Annotated in this window: 19 protein-coding genes; 1 reads left to right on the top strand and 18 read right to left on the bottom strand. The window is 71.6% G+C overall.

Going from position 1 to position 18084, the window contains the following annotated elements; translation table 11 throughout:
- Nucleotides 1–51: 51 nt before the first annotated feature.
- From GGQ91_RS02545 to GGQ91_RS02625, 17 genes are all read right to left on the bottom strand, one after another.
- Nucleotides 52–345, bottom strand: coding sequence for a formate dehydrogenase subunit delta (locus tag GGQ91_RS02545; RefSeq protein WP_043349488.1), 294 nt, complete (start codon nucleotides 343–345; stop codon nucleotides 52–54).
- Nucleotides 346–354: 9 nt separating this feature from the next.
- Nucleotides 355–3228, bottom strand: a complete 2874-nt coding sequence (fdhF, locus tag GGQ91_RS02550; RefSeq protein ID WP_043349489.1) for a formate dehydrogenase subunit alpha — start codon at nucleotides 3226–3228, stop codon at nucleotides 355–357.
- Nucleotides 3229–3238: 10 nt separating this feature from the next.
- A complete protein-coding gene (locus GGQ91_RS02555) occupies nucleotides 3239–4798 on the bottom strand; it encodes a formate dehydrogenase beta subunit (protein ID WP_043760140.1) in 1560 nt (519 codons plus the stop codon).
- A complete protein-coding gene (locus GGQ91_RS02560) occupies nucleotides 4795–5268 on the bottom strand; it encodes a formate dehydrogenase subunit gamma (RefSeq protein ID WP_010684574.1) in 474 nt (157 codons plus the stop codon). The genes GGQ91_RS02555 and GGQ91_RS02560 overlap by 4 nt, the downstream gene beginning before the upstream one ends.
- A gap of 460 nt (nucleotides 5269–5728) precedes the next feature.
- Nucleotides 5729–6385 carry a glutathione S-transferase family protein gene (locus tag GGQ91_RS02565; RefSeq protein ID WP_053609266.1) on the bottom strand — a complete coding sequence of 219 codons (657 nt, stop codon included), beginning with the start codon at nucleotides 6383–6385 and terminating at the stop codon, nucleotides 5729–5731.
- Nucleotides 6386–6482: 97 nt separating this feature from the next.
- Nucleotides 6483–6947 carry a cytochrome c-type biogenesis protein gene (locus GGQ91_RS02570; protein ID WP_043388082.1) on the bottom strand — a complete coding sequence of 155 codons (465 nt, stop codon included), beginning with the start codon at nucleotides 6945–6947 and terminating at the stop codon, nucleotides 6483–6485.
- Nucleotides 6947–8947 (bottom strand): heme lyase CcmF/NrfE family subunit, encoded by a 2001-nt coding sequence (locus tag GGQ91_RS02575; RefSeq protein WP_043760138.1) that lies wholly within the window; start codon nucleotides 8945–8947, stop codon nucleotides 6947–6949. Before GGQ91_RS02575 ends, GGQ91_RS02570 begins: the two co-directional genes overlap by 1 nt.
- 10 nt (nucleotides 8948–8957) lie before the next feature.
- On the bottom strand, nucleotides 8958–9470 hold the full coding sequence (gene ccmE, locus GGQ91_RS02580) for a cytochrome c maturation protein CcmE (RefSeq protein ID WP_043388080.1): 513 nt from the start codon (nucleotides 9468–9470) through the stop codon (nucleotides 8958–8960).
- Between the two features lie 184 nt (nucleotides 9471–9654).
- Nucleotides 9655–11145, bottom strand: coding sequence for a c-type cytochrome biogenesis protein CcmI (gene ccmI, locus GGQ91_RS02585; RefSeq protein WP_043760134.1), 1491 nt, complete (start codon nucleotides 11143–11145; stop codon nucleotides 9655–9657).
- Between the two features lie 189 nt (nucleotides 11146–11334).
- The gene (locus GGQ91_RS02590; protein WP_182591277.1) at nucleotides 11335–12753 is read right to left on the bottom strand and encodes an ATP-binding protein; all 1419 of its coding nucleotides are present in this window, start codon (nucleotides 12751–12753) and stop codon (nucleotides 11335–11337) included.
- A gap of 15 nt (nucleotides 12754–12768) precedes the next feature.
- On the bottom strand, nucleotides 12769–13134 hold the full coding sequence (locus GGQ91_RS02595) for a PrpF domain-containing protein (protein ID WP_343066747.1): 366 nt from the start codon (nucleotides 13132–13134) through the stop codon (nucleotides 12769–12771).
- Nucleotides 13131–13808 (bottom strand): response regulator transcription factor, encoded by a 678-nt coding sequence (locus tag GGQ91_RS02600; RefSeq protein WP_012321897.1) that lies wholly within the window; start codon nucleotides 13806–13808, stop codon nucleotides 13131–13133. Before GGQ91_RS02600 ends, GGQ91_RS02595 begins: the two co-directional genes overlap by 4 nt.
- A gap of 35 nt (nucleotides 13809–13843) precedes the next feature.
- Nucleotides 13844–14215, bottom strand: a complete 372-nt coding sequence (locus GGQ91_RS02605) for a PepSY domain-containing protein (protein WP_043354854.1) — start codon at nucleotides 14213–14215, stop codon at nucleotides 13844–13846.
- Between the two features lie 197 nt (nucleotides 14216–14412).
- A complete protein-coding gene (locus GGQ91_RS02610) occupies nucleotides 14413–14634 on the bottom strand; it encodes a hypothetical protein (RefSeq protein ID WP_043354856.1) in 222 nt (73 codons plus the stop codon).
- Nucleotide 14635: 1 nt separating this feature from the next.
- On the bottom strand, nucleotides 14636–14995 hold the full coding sequence (locus tag GGQ91_RS02615; protein ID WP_182591278.1) for a hypothetical protein: 360 nt from the start codon (nucleotides 14993–14995) through the stop codon (nucleotides 14636–14638).
- A 40-nt stretch (nucleotides 14996–15035) separates the two neighbouring features.
- Nucleotides 15036–15557: a hypothetical protein gene (locus tag GGQ91_RS02620; RefSeq protein WP_182591279.1), complete on the bottom strand. Its 522-nt coding sequence runs from the start codon at nucleotides 15555–15557 to the stop codon at nucleotides 15036–15038.
- 66 nt (nucleotides 15558–15623) lie between these two features.
- Nucleotides 15624–16133: a phage tail tip lysozyme gene (locus GGQ91_RS02625; protein ID WP_179697622.1), complete on the bottom strand. Its 510-nt coding sequence runs from the start codon at nucleotides 16131–16133 to the stop codon at nucleotides 15624–15626.
- Nucleotides 16134–16219: 86 nt separating this feature from the next.
- On the opposite strand from GGQ91_RS02625, the gene GGQ91_RS02630 reads away from it, so the two are divergent.
- The gene (locus GGQ91_RS02630) at nucleotides 16220–16780 is read left to right on the top strand and encodes a GDSL-type esterase/lipase family protein (protein ID WP_244538933.1); all 561 of its coding nucleotides are present in this window, start codon (nucleotides 16220–16222) and stop codon (nucleotides 16778–16780) included.
- Between the two features lie 39 nt (nucleotides 16781–16819).
- Here GGQ91_RS02630 and GGQ91_RS02635 read toward each other — a convergent pair whose 3' ends face one another.
- Nucleotides 16820–18070: a DUF2793 domain-containing protein gene (locus tag GGQ91_RS02635; protein ID WP_182591280.1), complete on the bottom strand. Its 1251-nt coding sequence runs from the start codon at nucleotides 18068–18070 to the stop codon at nucleotides 16820–16822.
- Nucleotides 18071–18084 lie beyond the last annotated feature (14 nt).

Below are 18084 nucleotides of genomic sequence, written 5' to 3' on the forward strand. Positions count from 1 at the left end.
GCTCGGCTCCGGCCGGGTCAGAGCCCGAAGCTTCCGACCTGTGCCGATCGGTCAGCCCGCGTCGCTGGCGCCCGCGCCCGCGAGCTGCGGATCCCGGGTCGCGGGCCGCACCGGGCTGTCGGCCGCCGGCTCCTCGCCCTGCAACGCCCGCCGCACGTAGCTGTCGACCCGGTCGCCCTGCTCCGGGAGGGCGGCCTCGAGATGCGCGATCATCTTGGGCGTCCAGAACGCCTTGATGTGCTTCTGGACCCCAGCGACCGCCTCCTCCTCCGGGTAGGACCGGAAGAAGGTGGCGATCTGGTTGGCCATGCGGACGAGCTTGTCCGCCTGCGTCACGGCACTCATCGGATACTCTTACTCCGCCGCGTCGAGCGCAGTGCCCTGGGAATTGGCGATCCGGGTCAGGGAGAAGTCCTCCTCGTAGAACTTCGCCTGCCAGTCGGAGGGCCGGTTGGTCCGCCGGACCTGCACCGCCGTCACCTTGTACTCGGGGCAGTTGGTCGCCCAGTCCGAGTAGTCGGTGGTGATGACGTTGGCGCCGGTCTTGGCGTGGTGGAAGGTCGTGTAGACCACGCCCGGCTGCATCCGCTCGGAGATCTTGGCCTTGAGGGCGATGTCGCCCGAGCGGCTCTCCAGAGCGACGAGATCGCCGTCGACGATGCCGCGCAGCTCCGCGTCGAACGGGTGGATCTCCAGCACGTCCTCCTCGTGCCAGCGCGAGTTCTCGGTGCGCCGGGTCTGCGCGCCGACATTGTACTGGGACAGGATCCGGCCCGTGGTGAGGATCAGCGGGAACTTCGCCCCCGTGCGCTCCTCGGTGGCCACGAACTCGGTGATCATGAACCGACCCTTGCCGCGGACGAACCGGTCCACGTGCATCATCGGCGTGCCGAGCGGCGCCTTCTCGTTGCAGGGCCACTGCACCGAGCCGAGCTCGTCGAGCTTGGCGTAGGACACGCCGGTGAAGCTCGGGGTGAGCGAGGCGATCTCATCCATGATCTCGGACGGGTGGCTGTACTCCATCTTGTAGCCCAGCGCGTTGGAGAGCAGCACGGTGCCCTCCCAGTCGCCATAGCCGCCCATCGGGGCCATCACCTTGCGGACCCGCGAGATGCGGCGCTCGGCGTTGGTGAAGGTGCCGTCCTTCTCCAGGAACGAGGCACCCGGCAGGAAGACGTGGGCGTATTTGGCGGTCTCGTTCAGGAACAGATCCTGGACGACGATGCACTCCATCGCCATCAGGCCCGAGGTGACGTGGTGCGTGTCCGGGTCGGACTGCGCGATGTCCTCGCCCTGGATGTACATGCCCTTGAACGAGCCCTCGACGGCCTCGTCGAGCATGTTGGTGATGCGCAGGCCCGGCGCGTTGTCGAGCTTGGCGCCCCAGAGGGCCTCGAAGCTCTCGCGGGTGGCGTCGTCCGAGACGTGGCGGTAGCCGGTGAGCTCGTGCGGGAACGAGCCCATGTCGCAGGAGCCCTGCACGTTGTTCTGGCCGCGCAGCGGATTCACGCCGGCGCCGAGCTTGCCGATGTTGCCGGTGGCCATGGCGATGTTGGCCATGCCCATCACCATGGTCGAGCCCTGGCTGTGCTCGGTGACGCCCAGACCGTAGTAGATGCCGGCCGCACCGCCCTTGGCGTAGAGCCGGGCCGCCCCGCGGACTTCCGCCGGGTCGAGACCGGTGAAGGGCTGCTGGCTCTCCGGGGAGTGCCGCTCATCGGCGATGAACCGGGCCCAGGACTCGAACTCGGCGAGGTCGCAGCGCTCGCGGACATAGGCTTCGTCGATCAGCCCCTCGGTGACGATCACGTGCGCCAGCGAGTTGATGAAGGCGACGTTGGAGCCGGGCTTCAGCGGCAGGTGATAATCGGCCTTGATGTGGGGCGACTTCACGAGGTCGATCTTGCGCGGATCGGCGACGATCAGCTTGGCGCCCTGGCGCAGGCGCTTCTTCATCCGCGAGCCGAAGACCGGATGGCCGTCGGTGGGGTTGGCGCCGATCACCAGGATCACGTCGGAATGCTCCACCGACTTGAAGTCCTGTGTGCCGGCCGAGGTGCCGAGCGTCGACATCAGACCGTAGCCGGTCGGCGAGTGGCAGACGCGGGCGCAGGTATCGACGTTGTTGTTGCCGAAGGCGGCGCGCACGAGCTTCTGGACGAGGTAGGCTTCCTCGTTGGTGCAGCGCGACGAGGTGATGCCGCCGACCGAATCCTTGCCGTACTTGGCCTGGATCCGCTTGAACTCGCTCGCGGCCCGGTCGATGGCCTCCTCCCAGGAGACCTCGCGCCACGGATCCGTGATCTTCTCACGGATCATCGGCTTGGTGATGCGGTCCTTGTGGGTGGCGTAGCCGTAGGCGAAGCGGCCCTTCACGCAGCTATGGCCCTCATTGGCCTTGCCGCCCTTGTAGGGGACCATGCGGACGACGCGCTCGCCCTGCATCTCGGCCTTGAACGAGCAGCCGACGCCGCAATAGGCGCAGGTCGTCACCTCGGCGTGCTCGGGCTGGCCGTACTCGTGGATCGACTTCTCCTGAAGGGTCGCGGTCGGGCAGGCCTGCACGCAGGCGCCGCAGGAGACGCATTCCGACTCGAAGAAGTTGGTCGGGCCGGCGGCCACGCGGCTGTCGAAGCCGCGGCCCGCGATGGTCAGCGCGAAGGTGCCCTGCACCTCTTCGCAGGCGCGCACGCAGCGGTTGCAGACGATGCACTTCGACGGGTCGTAGGTGAAGTACGGGTTCGACTCGTCCTTCGGCAGATACTTCTCGGCGCTCGGCTTGACGTGGTTGTCGCCGTCATAGCCATAGCGGACGTCCCGCAGGCCGACGACGCCGGCCTGCGTCTGCAGCTCGCAATCGCCGTTGGCCGCGCAGGTCAGGCAGTCCAGCGGGTGATCGGAGATGTAGAGCTCCATCACGCCCTTGCGGAGCTTGGCGAGCTTCTCGTTCTGCGTGTGGACGACCATGCCGTTCTCGGCCGGGGTCGTGCAGGAGGCCGGGGTGCCGCGCCGGCCCTCGATCTCCACGAGGCAGAGGCGGCAGGAGCCGAACGGCTCCAGGCTATCGGTGGCGCAGAGCTTCGGGATCTGCGTCCCGGCATGCATCGCCGCCGCCATCACCGAGGTGCCCGCCGGCACCGTCACAGACATGCCGTCGATCGTCAGCGTGACGGTCTGCTCCGCCACGCGGATCGGCGTGCCGTAGTCGATCTCCTTGATCAGGCCCATCGACGCCTCCTTACTCGGCCGCGGCCGGCAGATCGCCGGCGCGCCTGAAATCCTCGGGGAAATGGGTGATCGCGCTCATGACGGGCATCGGGGTGAGCCCGCCCATGGCGCAGAGCGACCCGTCGGTCATGACCTCGCAGAGGTCCTCGACCAGCTTGAGATTCGCATCCGGCCGGATGCCGGCGATGACCTTGTCCATGGTCTCGACGCCGCGGGTGGCGCCGATGCGGCAGGGGGTGCACTTGCCGCAGGACTCGGTGGCGCAGAACTCGAAGGCGAAGCGGGCCTGGGCCGCCATGTCGACGGTGTCGTCGAACACCACGATCCCGCCGTGGCCGACGAGACCCTTCTTGGCCGCCATCGCCTCGTAGTCGAGGGGCGTGTCGAGGAGATGGTCGGGGAAGTAGGCCCCGAGCGGTCCGCCGACCTGCACGGCCCGGACCGGCCGACCCGAACGGGTGCCGCCGCCGAAATCCTCGATCACCTGCCGGAGGGTGATGCCGAAGGCCATCTCGATCAGGCCGCCGTGCTTGATGTTGCCGGCAAGCTGGATCGGCAGGGTGCCGAGCGAGCGGCCCATGCCGTAATCGGCGTAGGCCTTGGCGCCGTTCTCCAGGATCCACGGCACGGCCGTGAAGGTCATGACGTTGTTGACCAGCGTCGGCTTGCCGAGGAAGCCCTTCAGCGCCGGGATCGGCGGCTTGGCGCGGACGATGCCGCGCTTGCCCTCGAGGCTCTCCAGCAGCGAGGTCTCCTCACCGCAGATATAGGCACCGGCGCCGAGGCGCACTTCCAGGTGGAAGGTCTTGCCCGAGCCCAGGATGTTCTCGCCGAGCACGCCGGCGGTCACGCCGTTGGCGATGGCCTCCTTGAGGGTGGCAAACGCCTGCGGGTACTCGGAGCGCAGGTAGATGTAACCGCGGGTGGCACCGGTCGCGACGGCCGCGATGGTCATGCCCTCGATGAGGTTGAAGGGGTCGCCCTCCATCATCATCCGGTCGGCGAAGGTGCCGGAATCGCCCTCGTCGGCGTTGCAGACCACATACTTCTGGTCCGCCTTGGCGAGCATCACGGTGTTCCACTTGATGCCGGCCGGGAAGCCGGCACCACCCCGGCCGCGCAGGCCGGAATCGCGCACCGCCGCGACGATGCCCTCGGCATCGAGCTTCAGCGCGGCCTCGAGGCCGCGATAGCCGCCATGGGCCCGGTAATCGTCCACGGAGACCGGATCGATCACGCCGCAGCGGTGGAAGGTCAGCCGCTGCTGCCGGGCGAGGTAGGGGATTTTTTCAGGATCACCGAGGCGCAGGGGATGGTCACCGCCGGTGGCGAGGCCGGCATCCAGAAGGGCGTCGATATCCGCCAGCTTGACCGGGCCGTAGGCGACGCGCCCCTCGGGCGTGCCGACCTCGACCATCGGCTCCAGCCAGAACAGGCCGCGGGAACCGGTGCGCACGATGGTGACATCGAGACCGCGGCGTTCGGCGCCGGCGAACAGCGCGCGGGCGACCTTGTTGGCGCCGAGGCCGAGGGCGACGGCATCGCGGGGAATGTAGAGGGTCACGCTCACTGGCGCACCTCCGTCAGGGCAGCTTCGAGGGCGTCGGCGGTCAGGTGCGCGACGGGCTCACCGTCCACGAGCGCGGCGGGACCGTTGGCGCAGAGGCCGAGGCAGTAGACCGGCTCCACCGTGGCGCTGCCGTCGGCGGTGGTCTCGTGCCAGCCGCAGCCGAGGCGGCCGAGGATCTCGCGATGGAGCTTGTCGGAGCCCATGGCCTGGCAGGCCTCGGCACGGCACAGCTTCACCTCGTGGCGGCCGGCGGGGTGGGCGCGGAAATCGTGGTAGAAGGTGATGCAGCCGTGCACCTCGGCGCGCGACAGGTTCAGCGCGTCCGCGATCAGCGGCACGGCGCCGGAATCCACGTAGCCGAACGTCTCCTGCAGCGCGTGCAGGATCGGCAGCGTGGCCCCTTCGAGATGGGTGTGTTCGGCGATGATCCCGGATGCGCGCTCCGCGCTCCAGGGCTCGTGACGCGCCATGGTTTCCAGCCCAGTCTGTTCCTGTTCTAATGCGAAGAGGAACAGAAATGCCGGTTGGCTTCAATCGCGCAGTCCGGTCGCTCGACAAAGGACGTTTGTCGAGCTGTAACCCGGCCGACCGCGCCCCGGCCGACTCCGGCTAATTCTTTGTCAGAAATTCATTTTTTGAATCGGAGCGGTGACGGACCACATCTGCGTGCGGCGCAACATGAATTTGTGCCCTGCAATAAATTGCATCCACACGGTGAATCGGCTCGATCGTCCGCCTCTGCCTTTCCGAGCAGCGCGAGCCATGCACCTCCGCGACACTGGCCCGTGTCCCGTCACCCTGGATCGTAGGGTGCGTGGGTCGCCTTCGTCCGGCGGCGACAGGGAGCGACCGAGGGAGGGCATCCGGGTTGCCTGCGCGCCCCGCTCGCAGGGACGACCTGCGCAGGCCGGAGGCCAAGCAGGCGGCTCGTCAGAACTCCATCTCCAGTTCTTCGATCTCGTCCGGCTCGTCGGCAGCGGCTTCCGCCCATTCCACCATCAGCGGCCAGTGCAGGATCGTGTCGCGGTAGGCGGCGGCGCGGGGCGGCAGGGCGACGTCGTAGGTGCGGAAGCGGGTGCAGACCGGGGCATACATGGCGTCCGCCAGGCACGGTCGCGCTCCGAACAGGTACGGCCCCTCGTAGCGATCCAGGCAATCGTCGAAGATCGTCACGATACGCTCGATGTCGGCCTTCGCGCCGTTGAACACCCGGAAGTCAGGGTGGAAGGCACGCAGGTTCATCGGCAGGGCCGAGCGGAGATTGACGAAGCCGGAATGCATCTCGCCTGAAATGGACCGGCAATGGGCGCGCTCCGCCGCGTTGCCGGGAAGGAAACCGGCCGCGGGAAAAGTCTCGGCGAGGTATTCGGCGATGGCCAGGGTGTCCCAGACGACCACGTCGCCGTGGCGCAGGCGCGGCACCAGGAACGACGGCGACAGGTGCAGCAGCTCCGCCCGGCTGGTGGCATCCGTGCCGGACAGGACCTCGGTCTGGAAGTCGAGACCGGCCATTCGGCAGATCAGCCAGCCCCGCAGCGACCACGAGGAATAATTGCGGCTCGAGATGGTGAGCGTAGCGGCCGTCATCGTCCTGCCCCGGGGCGCGTCGCCGATCATGCGGTCTGCGAAGCCCGATCCAAGACTCGTGCCGAATGGGGCGGGCGAATCGCTACCGCCCCCAATTCTAATCGCGTCGCAGCAGCGCCGCGACCTCCGCCTGCTCGGCGGCCGACAGAGTCCGGACCGGTGCGGGCGGCCGGCGGCGGGCGAGGCGCCACAGGCCGAAGCCGCCCAGCAGCACCGCCAGAACCGGGGTCAGCCAGAGCAGCAGGGTGTGCAGCGCGAAGACCGGGCGCAGCAGCACGAACTCGCCGTAGCGCGCCACGACGTAGTCGAGCACCGCCTTGTCGCTGTCCCCCTTCTGCAGCCGCTCGCGCACGATCAGGCGCAGGTCCTTGGCGAGCGGCGCGTCGGAATCGTCGATCGACTGGTTCTGGCAGACGAGACAGCGCAGCTCGGCCGAGATCTCCCGGGCGCGGTGCTCCAGGGTGGGATCCTTCAGCACCTCGTCGGGCTGGACCGCGTGGGCGGGAAGCGACGCCAGCAGGGCCAGCGCCGCCAGGGCCGGTCGGAGGGAGCGGCGCGCCATCATTCGGCCGGCACCGCGACGGGGAGCGGCCGCGCCTTCGCCTTGGCGGGGACGCCCACGCGCATCCGCCGGTCCGTCAGCGACAGGCCGCCGCCGACCGCCATCACCACCGCCCCGAGCCAGATCAGCAGGACCAGCGGCTTGTAGTAGAGGCGCAGGCCGACGCCACCGTCCTGCCCGATCTCGCCGAGGCTCGCATAGACCTGGCTGGCGCCGATCGTCAGCAGCCCGGACTCCGTCACCGCCATCTTGCGGCTCGGGTAGAAGCGCTTGCCGGTCTCGACCTGGCCGACCTCGTCGCCGGCCCGGGTGCGGATCGTCAGGTAGGCGGCGGCCTCCTCGTAGTTCGGTCCCTTGCGCGGCGCGACCCGGTCCAGGGTGGCCGTGTAGGGCCCCGTCGCCAGAGTCTGGCCGGGCTTGAGGGTCGCCAAGCCCTCGGTGGCCCAGCCCTGCGCGGCGATGCCCAGCACCACCACGCCGACCCCGGCATGGGCGATGGCGGTGCCCCAGGCCGAGCGCGGCAGGCCGACGGCGCGGCGCCCGATCTGGCCGAGCGAGCGGGCCCGGCTCGCCCCGTAGCCCCGGGCGCGGGTGACGATCTCCAGAACGGAGCCGATCAGCAGATAGGCGCCGAGGCCGATCCCCACCGGCGCCAGGACCGGGCCGCCCCAGGTGAGGGCCAGGACCACGAAGCCGACGACCAGGGCCACCGCCAGCGCGGCGAAGAGGCGCTGGGCGGCGGCGAGCACGTCGCCGCGCTTCCAGGCCAGTGCCTGCCCCACGGGCACGATCAGCAGCAGCGGGATCGCGAGCGGCACGAAGGTGGAATTGAAGAAGGGCGGCCCGACCGTGATCTTCTCGCCGGTCAGCATCTCCAGCACCAGCGGGTAGAGGGTGCCGACCAGGACGGTGGCGCAGGCCGCCACCAGGAAGAGGTTGTTGAGGACGAGCGAGCCCTCGCGGGAGATCGGCGCGAACAGACCGCCCTGCCGGAGCAGCGGCGCGCGCCACGCGAACAGCGTCAGCGAGCCGCCGATGAACAGCACCAGGATCGCCAGGATGAAGACGCCGCGGGTCGGGTCGGTGGCGAAGGAATGCACCGAGGTGATGACCCCGGAGCGGACCAGGAAGGTGCCGATCAGCGAGAGCGAGAAGGTCAGGATGGCGAGCAGCACCGTCCAGACCTTCAGGGCGTCGCGCTTCTCCATCACCACCGTGGAGTGGAGCAGCGCCGTGCCGGCGATCCACGGCATCAGCGAGGCGTTCTCGACCGGATCCCAGAACCACCAGCCGCCCCAGCCGAGTTCGTAATAGGCCCAATAGGAGCCCATCGCGATTCCGAGGGTCAGGAAGCACCACGCGGTCAGCGTCCAGGGTCGCACCGCCCGCGCCCAGACGGCGTCGATCCGTCCGTCGATCAGCGCGGCCACCGCGAAGGCGAAGCTGATCGAGAAGCCGACATAGCCGACATAGAGGAGCGGCGGATGGATCGCGAGGCCGGGATCCTGCAGCAGCGGGTTGAGGTCGTTGCCCTCGAGCGGCGCCGGGATCACGCGGGTGAACGGGTTCGAGGTCGTGATGATGAACAGCACGAACACGAAGGTGATCAGCCCCTGCACGCCCAGGGTGTTGGCCCGCAGCCGCGGCGGCACCGCGTTCTTGGCGGCGGCCACGCAGGCGCCGAACAGCGTGAGGATCAGCACCCAGAGGAGCATCGAGCCCTCGTGGTTCCCCCAGACGCCGGACAGCTTGTAGATCAGCGGCTTCTGCGTGTGCGAATTCTCGACGACGTTCTGGACCGAGAAATCGGAGGTGACGTGCGCCCAGGTGAGCGCCGCGAAGGCGAACAACACGCAGGCGAAGGCGCCGAGCGCCGCCTGCGAAGCGGTCTGGCGCAGGGCCGGATCGCCCGAACGTGCCGCCCAGATCGGCATCACCATCTGGACGAGGGAGATCGCCAGCGCGAGCGCGAGGGCGAAGTGACCGGTCTCGACGATCATGCGGATTCCCTCACCGCTCGCTGCGGGGGCCGAGGGTGCTGTCCGCCGCCGCCGTAGCGGGTTTCGGCGCCGGGGCCGCCTTGTTCGGCCCCCCCTCCTGCCAGCGCCCCTGCGCCTTCAGCGCGTCGGCCACCTCGCGGGGCATGTAGGATTCGTCGTGCTTGGCGAGCACCGTGTCGGCGCGGAACTCGCCGCCGGGCTCCAGGACCCCCTCAGCGACCACGCCCTGCCCTTCCCGGAACAGGTCCGGCAGCAGCCCCTTGTAGTGGACCGCGACGGTGGCGTTCGTGTCGGTGACGGCGAAATCGACCGTCTGGTCCGGGCCGCGCCTGAGCGAGCCGTCCTTCACCAGACCGCCGAGCCGCAGGCGCGTACCCGGGGCGATGGCCTGCTGGGCGATGTCGGTGGGCGAGCGGAAGAACACGATCGAGCCGCTCATGGCGTACAGGATCAGCCCCACGGCGAGCGCCAGCACGCTGCCGCAGGCGGCGATCAGGATCAGGCGGCGTTTCTTACGCGTCACGATACTTCCACCCCGCGGTCCGGCGCGCGGAGACCCGCCCCGACCGGAACCGTTCTCATTCTAGTCTTGAGGGTGTCGGCTCCAGGCGCCCGCGGGTCAAGGGCGGGCATCAGGACCGATTGTCGTACGGGCCCCGTTCCGCGCAGGCGGCCTCACGATTTCGCGGTGTCGCGGATCGGGCTTGTCAGGGATTCGGCTTGGCGGCGAGGTCCAACTCCCGGGCGAGTCCGTCGAGCCGCGCCACCGCGTCGCTGTTGGCGGCCAGCGCCATCCGGGCGCGGTCGAGGGCCTTCACGGCCTGGTCGCGCTCGCCCAGCGCGCTGTAGGAGCGCACGAGGCGCATCCACTCGTCCGGCGTGCCGCCCCGTGCGGCGAGGCGCCGGTCGAGCCCCTCGACCATGCTGCGAATCGCCGCCTGCTGCTCCGCCTGCGGCATGGCGCGCACCGCCGCCATCGCGGCCTCCTTCTCGGCCTGCGCGGTCGGGCCGGCCTCACCCGACCCGGCGGGCCCGGGCGCCGCGCCCTCCGCGCCGAGTCCCACGGCGCGGGCGCCCTGCTCCACCTGGGCGAGCCCCTGCGGGTCACCCGCGAGGGCGGTCCGGGCCCGGGCCAGGGCGGCGGCCGCCTGATCGGGCTCGCCGAGGACCACCCGGGACCGGACGAGCCTCAGCCATTCGTCGGAGGTGCCGCCGCCGGCCTTGAGACGGGCATCGAGACCGTCGACCATGCCGCGGATCGCCGCCTGCTGCTCGGCCGGGATCTTCGGGGCGGCCTGGGGCGTCGTCGGGGGCGGCGGCGGCTCGCCCTTGAGGCGGGCGAGGCTCTGCTTGACGATTCCGAGCCAGGGGGCGGTCGGCGGGCTGCTGGCCTCGAGTTCGGTGAGCTGGCGGATTGCCTCACCGGTATCGCCGGCCTGCTCGGCCGCCCGGGCCAGATAGAAGCGCGGCTTCGGGGCGTTCGGCTCCTTGGCCTGGGCCTTCTCGAACAGGGCCTTGGCCTCGGGCGAGACGGTGCCGTCGCCGGCCGCCGTGAGGGCCTCGGCCTGATCGGCGAGGGTGTCGGCGGTCTCGCCCTTCAGGCGCGCGATGTTGGCGTAGGCGCGGGCGGCATCGTCGAAGCGGCCGGTGCGCATGTAGACCGGGGCGAGCACCGCCCAGCCGCGGGCGTCGTTCGGGTCCCGGGCGAGGCGCGCCTCGATCTGCCCCACAGCCTTCATGAGTTCGTCGGCCCCGCCGCGGGTGGCCTGCCGGTCGGCTTCCGTCTGGGCGGGCAGTTCGGGCGAGCCGTAGAGGCCGTAGGCGATCAGCGCCACGAGGGGAATGGTGGAGAGCGCGAAGGCCGAGGCGGCCCGCCGCCGGCGCAGGCGCGGCTCGGCCGGGCGCGCGGCCTCGACGAGGCCGGCATCCTCGGCCTCACGCTGCGCTTCGCGGCTTGCCCGGAGCAGGCGGCGGGCCGCCTCGGCCTTGGCGGTCTCGGCCTCGTCCGGAGCGATCAGGCCGCGTTCGAGGTCGCGGTCGATCTCGGCGATCTGATCCTCGTAGAAGGCGGTCTCGGTGGCGAGCCCGCTCCCGCCCGCCTCGCCGGTCGGCACGGCGGCGCGCCGCGACATCGGCCAGAGCAGGCCGAGAACGGTCGCCGCGGTCATGGCCGCCAGAATGAACCAGATCGCCGTCATGGACCTTTCCGCCAACGAGCCGGACCGGCCCGCCCCTCCCCACGCCCTGTGGAGCCGGCAGCGTGATGCCACGACGCCTCCCGACGGCGGCACGGTGTCACGCAACTCTCCCACGATGACAAGGGCCTGGGCTGGGCCATGAGGCCGCGTCGGCCTCACACCGCCCCCTCGCGGAACTCGCGGACGGCCTCAGTGGGTCGCGGTGCCGACGGGCAGGTCGCCCGGCACCTCCAGCACCGCCCGCAGGCCGCCGAGTGCTCCCTCCTCCAGGGTGAACCGCCCCCGGTACAGGGCGGCGAGGTCGGCCACGATCGACAGGCCGAGGCCGGATCCGGGCTTCGATTCGTCGAGGCGCCGCCCCCGGCCGAGCACGGCCTGGCGGGCCTCCGGCGGCAGGCCGGGGCCGTCATCCTCGATGGCGACGACGAGGTGGGGATAATCGTCCTTGTCGACCGCCTCGGCCCGGATCGCCACCCGGCCGTGGGCCCATTTCGACGCGTTGTCGACGAGGTTGCCGACCATCTCCTCGAAGTCCTGGCGCTCGCCGCGGAAGCGCAGGCCGGGAGGCACGTGGACGTCGTAGGCGATATCCTTGTCCCGGTAGATCTTCCCGAAGGTGCGCACGAGGCCGGCCAGCGCCGGCTCCACCTCGGTCGAGGTGCCGAGCGTGCCGGCGAGCGCCGCGGCCCGCGCCCGGTCCAGATGGTAATTGACCTGATCGCGCATCACCGCAGCCTGCTCGCGGATCTTGTGCGTCAGCTCCTCGGGGGCATCGGAGGCGCCGACCTCGTTGACGATGATCGAGAGCGGCGTCTTCAAGGCGTGGGCGAGGTTGCCGACCTGGGTGCGGGCGCGCTCCAGGATCTCCCGGTTGGTCTCGATCAGGAGGTTCACCTCGCCGGTGAGCGGCGCGATGTCGCGGGGATAGGTGCCGGTGATGCGGTCGGCCTCGCCCCGGCGCACGGCGCCCAGCGCCGCACGCATCTTCTTGAGCGGCGCGAGGCCGAACCGGATCTGCAGCAGGGTTGTGATCGCCAGCGACAGGCCCAGCAGGCCGAAGGTGATGGTCAGCGAATTGCGGAACCGGTCGACGTCGTTGACGATCTCGTCGGCGGGACCCGCGACCCGGACCGTGTAGCGGCCCTCCTCGCCGAGATCGACGTCGCGCTCCATGATGCGCAGGAGGCGCCCGTCCTGCCCCTTGCCGTAGCCCTGGCGGATCTGGCCGATGCCGGCCTTGCCGTCCGAATCGGTGGCCGCCGGCAGCGGCACGCCGACCAGCGAGCGGGAGGTGCGCACGTCCCGCGGCTTCGCGTCGGGCTTGCCGACCTGCCAGTACCAGCCGGACAGGGGCAGGTCGAAGCGCGGATCGCCCAGCGAGAAGGTCCGGCTCTCGGGATCGTTGGGCGAGACGAGATCGGTGGCGAGGTTGTTGGCGAAGACGAGGAGCCGGCTGTCGAAGGAGCGCTCGGTGTTCTCGCGGTAGAGGGTCGTGAGGATCCAGGCCGCGATCAGCAGAATCGCGGAGCTCGACAGGAACGCCGACACGGCGAGCCGCACCGCGATGGAGCGGCGGCGCAGGGAGAAGAGGCCGATGAGGTCGATCATGGATGCGTCGGTCGCTCAGACGGGCGGCGGCGCATCGTCGAACACGGCGCCCCGCATCAGCGGGCGCGCCGTGCGGACGAACGCGCCGCGCGCGACCCGCCAGCCGTCGCCGACCACGACCTGCACGAAGGTGTCGTCGATGTCGGCATCCGGTCGCGCGGAGCGCTCCACCACACAGGTCTTCGACACCGACGAGACGCCCCCGCCCATGCCGTTGAGCTGCCGCCCGAACGGGTCGGGACTGTCCATGGTGGAGAGGAAGACCGGCTCCCGGGCGGCGACATCTCCCGGTACGTCCCGGCGGTGCAGCATCAGCGCCTTGCTGGTGCCGCCGCGCATGAAGACGGCCGGCAGCGTGCCGGAACGTGCGGCCGCGCTCACATCCGCGCCGGCGGCTGGTTGGGATCCACGAGATAGCCGAGGCCGCGCACGGTCTGGATCAGGTCCACCGCGAGCTTCTTGCGCAGGCGGCCCACGAACACCTCGATCGTGTTCGAGTCACGGTCGAAATCCTGATCGTAGAGGTGCTCGGTGAGTTCGGCCCGGGACACGACCCGGCCGGTATGGTGCATCAGGTAGGAGAGCAGCCGGTACTCGTGGCTCGTCAGCTTCACCTGGGCGCCGTCGACGAAGACCTTGCCGGAGCGTGTGTCGAGGGTGACCGGCCCACAGGCGATCTGGCTGGTGGCGTGTCCGGCGGCGCGGCGCAGCAGCGCCCGGACGCGGGCCATCAGCTCCTCCATGTGGAAGGGCTTGGTGACGTAGTCGTCGGCACCGGCATCGAAACCGTCGACCTTGTCGGACCAGCGGTCCCGGGCGGTGAGGATGATCACCGGCGTCTTCACGCCGGCCCGGCGCCACTTCTGGAGCACCGTGACGCCGTCGGCCTTGGGCAGGCCCATGTCGAGGATGATGGCGTCGTAGGGCTCGCTCTCGCCGAGATAGCCGCCCTCCTCGCCGTCATAGGCCTTGTCGGCCACGTAGCCGGCCTCCTCCAGCGCGGCCACGACCTGCCGGTTGATGTCCTTGTCATCCTCGACGACGAGCAGTCGCACGGCTTACTCCCCTCCGACACGGTTGCGGCGCCCGCTCAATACTGTCCCGCCACGGTGCCGGTGCGCGCATCCACGATCACGTGCACGAAATGCCCGTCCCGGCGCAAGGCGGTGAGCATATAGACGAGGCCGCCCTCGTGACGGCAGAGGCTCGCCCGCTGGATCTCGGCCCGGGGGATCACCGTGCGGGCCGCGCGGATCGCCGCCACGGGCGGGATCACCCGCCGCTCGCCGACCTCCTCGCGCAGGTCGGCGGGGGACAGGCAGCTCTCGATGCGCAGCGGCGCCTGGCTGGAGACGGCGCCCGTCTGGGGGGCCGGCCCGTCATCCGCCATGGAGCCGAACCCGCCCGCGGCGAGGGCCGCGGCGGTCAGGCTGATGGCGACGAGGGCGATGGCGTAGCGCATTGGCGAACGATGTGCGCCCAGGGCACTGAATGCGTCCTGAATACGTAGCCGTGCGTCAACCCCGGCGGTTGTCGGCGTCGGTCCGGACATTCCCTTCGCGGTTGATCTGGCGGCGGACGGCATCGTGCCGACATGACGGCCGAGGCGGCGCCCGGTTCCACGCCGCGGGCCGCTTCGCACAGGCGCGTCGACCGCTGTCATGGCGACGGAGCCGGGGCGGGCCCGCAGGCCAGGGCGGCGCGGGCCGGCGGGTTGACCCCGCCGGGTCCCGCCGGCGCGGCCAGCGCGCCGCCGCCGGACCCGAGCGTCCAGGCGCGCCGGCCGACCGCGCCGCCCTCGTGGACGGCGACCGTCACCGCCGCGGTGGCGGCCAGGGCGAGCCAGGCCCGGTCGAGAACCCTGTCCCAGCGCAGACGCATCTCACGCTCCCGTCAGCAGCTTCCAGAGGGCCCGCAGGGCCGGGACATGCGCGGCGAGCCACGCGACCTGATCGGAGAACCAGTGCGCGGCCGCCGCCGCGGCGACGAAGGCGAACACCGTCGCGTGCTTCAGCCGCCGCAGGTAGCGGCGCAGCGCCCGGCGCTCGACATGCGCGTCGACCAGCTCGTCGAGGGCGGCGAGCCGCGGCTCGGTCTGACGCGCAAACCACGCGTGCCAGAAGGGCGGGAAGCGGATCGTCCGGGGCCGGCCGCCCAGCGCGACGCCGGGACCGGCCCCGTCCTCGGGGGGCTCGACTGCCCATCCCGAGGCCCTGCGGGTCGTGGTGCGGGCGGTATTCATGGCGTCGATCCCTGTTCCACGGGCTCCCGGGGCGCCGGCCTCAGCCGCGGCGCTTGTCCGGCTCGCGCAGTTGGGTCAGCGCCGGGGCGAGGACGTTGGCTGCGCTCGCCTGCGGATCGAGGGGCAGCGCCCGGAAGATCCGCGCGGCGACGCCCTCGGGCCCGCCCGCCTTCCGGACGACGTGCGCGGGGGCGGTCGCGAGCACGTGACGGGCGCCGGCGGCCACCACTGCGGCGCCGACATCGACGCCGACGGTTCGGCCCCGGGCGGCCCCGGCCACGGCATTCTGCCCGAACTCGGCCCCGGCGCGGATCGCGGCCTCGATCCGATCGCGGGTGAGCACCGAGGCGGCCCAGGGCGCGACCCGGGCGATGCCGGCGGTGACGGCGGCGGCGGCGAGGGGCACGAGGGCGGCGGTCACCGGCTGGAGCAGGCCGACCAGCCAGTCGCCCCACGGGATCGCCAGGTTGGTGGCGGAACGGGCGGCGGCCGGCTCGGCGAGCGCGGCAAGCGACAGGCTCGTGCAGGCGAGGGCGAGGCCCGCCCGGATATGGTGCATCATCGTCGATCTCCGTGGCTATGCGCGCGGCGGACCCGGCCGGCTCGGGATCGGGTGCGACGGGGCCGGTCAGGCCCGTCCGGGCCGCCGGGCCGGTGCCGGAGCGGCGGGACCGTCGCGAAGGGCGGCGAGCGCCCGGCGGGCCCAGGCGAGGCGGCGCGCGGGGGCGACGACGCCCGGTCGCTCGTAGCGCCGCCAGACCGTCTCGGTGGCGGCCGCGAGGGTCGTCGTGGTTCTCAGGGCGGCGAGGGCCGGCGCCTCGGTGGTGCGCAGCTCGGCGCAGAGATAGCCGTAGCCCGCTTCGGGATCGGCGGGATCAAGGCCGCGCGCCCGGCACCAGGCCTCCAGGGCAACGCGCCGGGGGCCGGTCCACTGGGCGAGCCCCCATCCGCCGCGGGAGCCGGGCACCGCGGGGGCGATCTCCTGGAGGTGGCGGAACCCGCCGGTCTCGTAGCCGAGATTGCCCAGGAGCCCGGCGGCCTGGACGTCACTCAGGCCGAGATCGCGCATCAGCCGCGGCCCGAGGCGGCGGCATGAGGCGGCGAAGGAATCCCGCGCATTCGGGAGGGGGCTCGACATGGGCGTGCTCCGGACGGTGGCGTGCCCGACCCCGCCGGGCTAAGGCGGCGCCGCCCGATCCCGGGCGCGGCGCCGATGGGGGACGTGTGGGACGCGGACAGGACCGGCCGCTCGTGTTCATCGGCGATTCGATCACCGCCGCCTGGGGCGTCGTGCGGGCCGAGACCTTCGCGCGACACGGCTTCGTGGCCCGGGGGGTGCCGGGCGAGACGAGCGCGCAGATCCGGGCGCGCTTCCTCCGGGACACCGCGGATGCGCGCGGCGTCCACCTGCTCTGCGGGATCAACGACATCGCGGAGATCGGCGGCCCGGTCCCGGACCGGGCGATCGCCCAGAACATCATCGCCATGGGGCGGATGGCCTTCGCGGCCGGTCTGCCGCTCACCATCGGCACCGTGATGCCGAGCGACTTCTGGGGCTGGCGCCCCGAGTTGCGCCCGGTGGCGCGGATCCGCGCCCTGAACGGATGGCTGCGCGGCTATTGCGCGGCGGGCCCCGCCCGCCTCGTCGATTACGGGCCGGCGCTCGCCACGGCGGAGGGGGCGCTCCGGCGGGATCTCACCGACGACGGCATCCACCTCAACGGGGCGGGGTACGCGGCCGTGGAGCCGGTGATGCTGCGGGCCCTCGGCGCAGTCCCGGACTGACAGCGGACGCGGCCGCGACGGACCCGCAGGGTCAGGCGCTCACGCACCCAGCGCGAGCCAGTAGGTCGGCACCGACCCAGCGCCCGCCACCGAACCGGCCGTCGCGCGACGGGTGCGGAGCGTGAACCCGGCGACCGCCACGTCGCTGACCTGCGCGGCGTAGAGCGCGGCGCCGGCGACCGGCTGCGCCCAGACCCCGAGGCAGCTCCCCGGGAAGGCGGTGCCGAACGCCACCGCGACGTCCGCGTCGGCGGCGGTGACGAGCCCCCATTGCACGATCAGGCCGCCCGGGAGCCGGACCGACCCGTTCGCGCCGAGCACCTGCGCGCCGGTCGCGAGCGGCGTCCCGTCGGCGCGCTGGTAGTGGTGCACGCGCCAGCGGCCCGCCGCGTCCGAGGTGGCGATGCAGGTGTCGTCGGGGGCCGTGACGAGATCGGCCCGGGTCGGCAGCGCCAGCGCCTCGGGATCGTGGACCAGGGTCGCGGCCCCCGAGAAGCGCACGAACCGCTCCCGGTCGGCCGCGGCGCCGAAGCTCGCGATCCGTGCCGCGCCGGTGACGAGCACCCGCCGCGTGCCCGCACCGCCGAGGTCGGTGATGGGGGCGGCCGCGAGCGCCGTCTCGGCCGAGGCGAAGTCGATCCCGCCGGTCCGGGCCGAAGCGGTGAGCGCCGTGGCGAAGGCGGCCCCGTCGGGCGAGACCTTCAGGCTGAAGTCGTCGCTCCCGATTGTGCCCAGCATCGCCCGCGCCGCGTAGCCGGTCTCGAAGACCAGAGCGGCGTCGCGGGCGGCGGCCTTGCGGTTGACGAACACCCGCATGTCGCCGCTGCCCGGCGTGGCGTCGTCCCAGGTCAGGAGCGCGGCATCGGCCTTGACGGCGAGGCGGTTGGTGGCGTCCGCCCCCGTGTTGATCCCGAGGCGGCTGACGCTCTGGATCGCCGTCAGCGTCCGGCTCAAGCTCGTCCAGGCCGCGCCGTCGAAGACGTAGAGGTCGGCCTCGTCGATCAGCCAGGCGAGCCAGCCGGCCCGCGGCACCGCGCCGGTCCAGACGCCGTCGCCGTAGCGCACCACCTGGCCGGCGAGCCCCGCCCAGGCGCCCCCGGGCTCGGCGACGACCACGAGGTAGCGGTCGCCCTCCGCGGGGCTCGGCGGCGGCGCGGTGAGGTCCTTGTCCAGGCAGGCCAGCTGGACGAGGGCGTCGAGGAGGGAGAGCGCCTCGTTGTGGGTGACGTGCTTCTGCGCCTGGCTGGCGGCGATCAGCGGCAGGCCGAGATGGGGCGTGGCGTCGGACATGGGGCAACTCCCGG

It is taken from the genome of Methylobacterium fujisawaense (genome assembly GCF_014138435.1).
GTDB lineage: Bacteria > Pseudomonadota > Alphaproteobacteria > Rhizobiales > Beijerinckiaceae > Methylobacterium > Methylobacterium fujisawaense.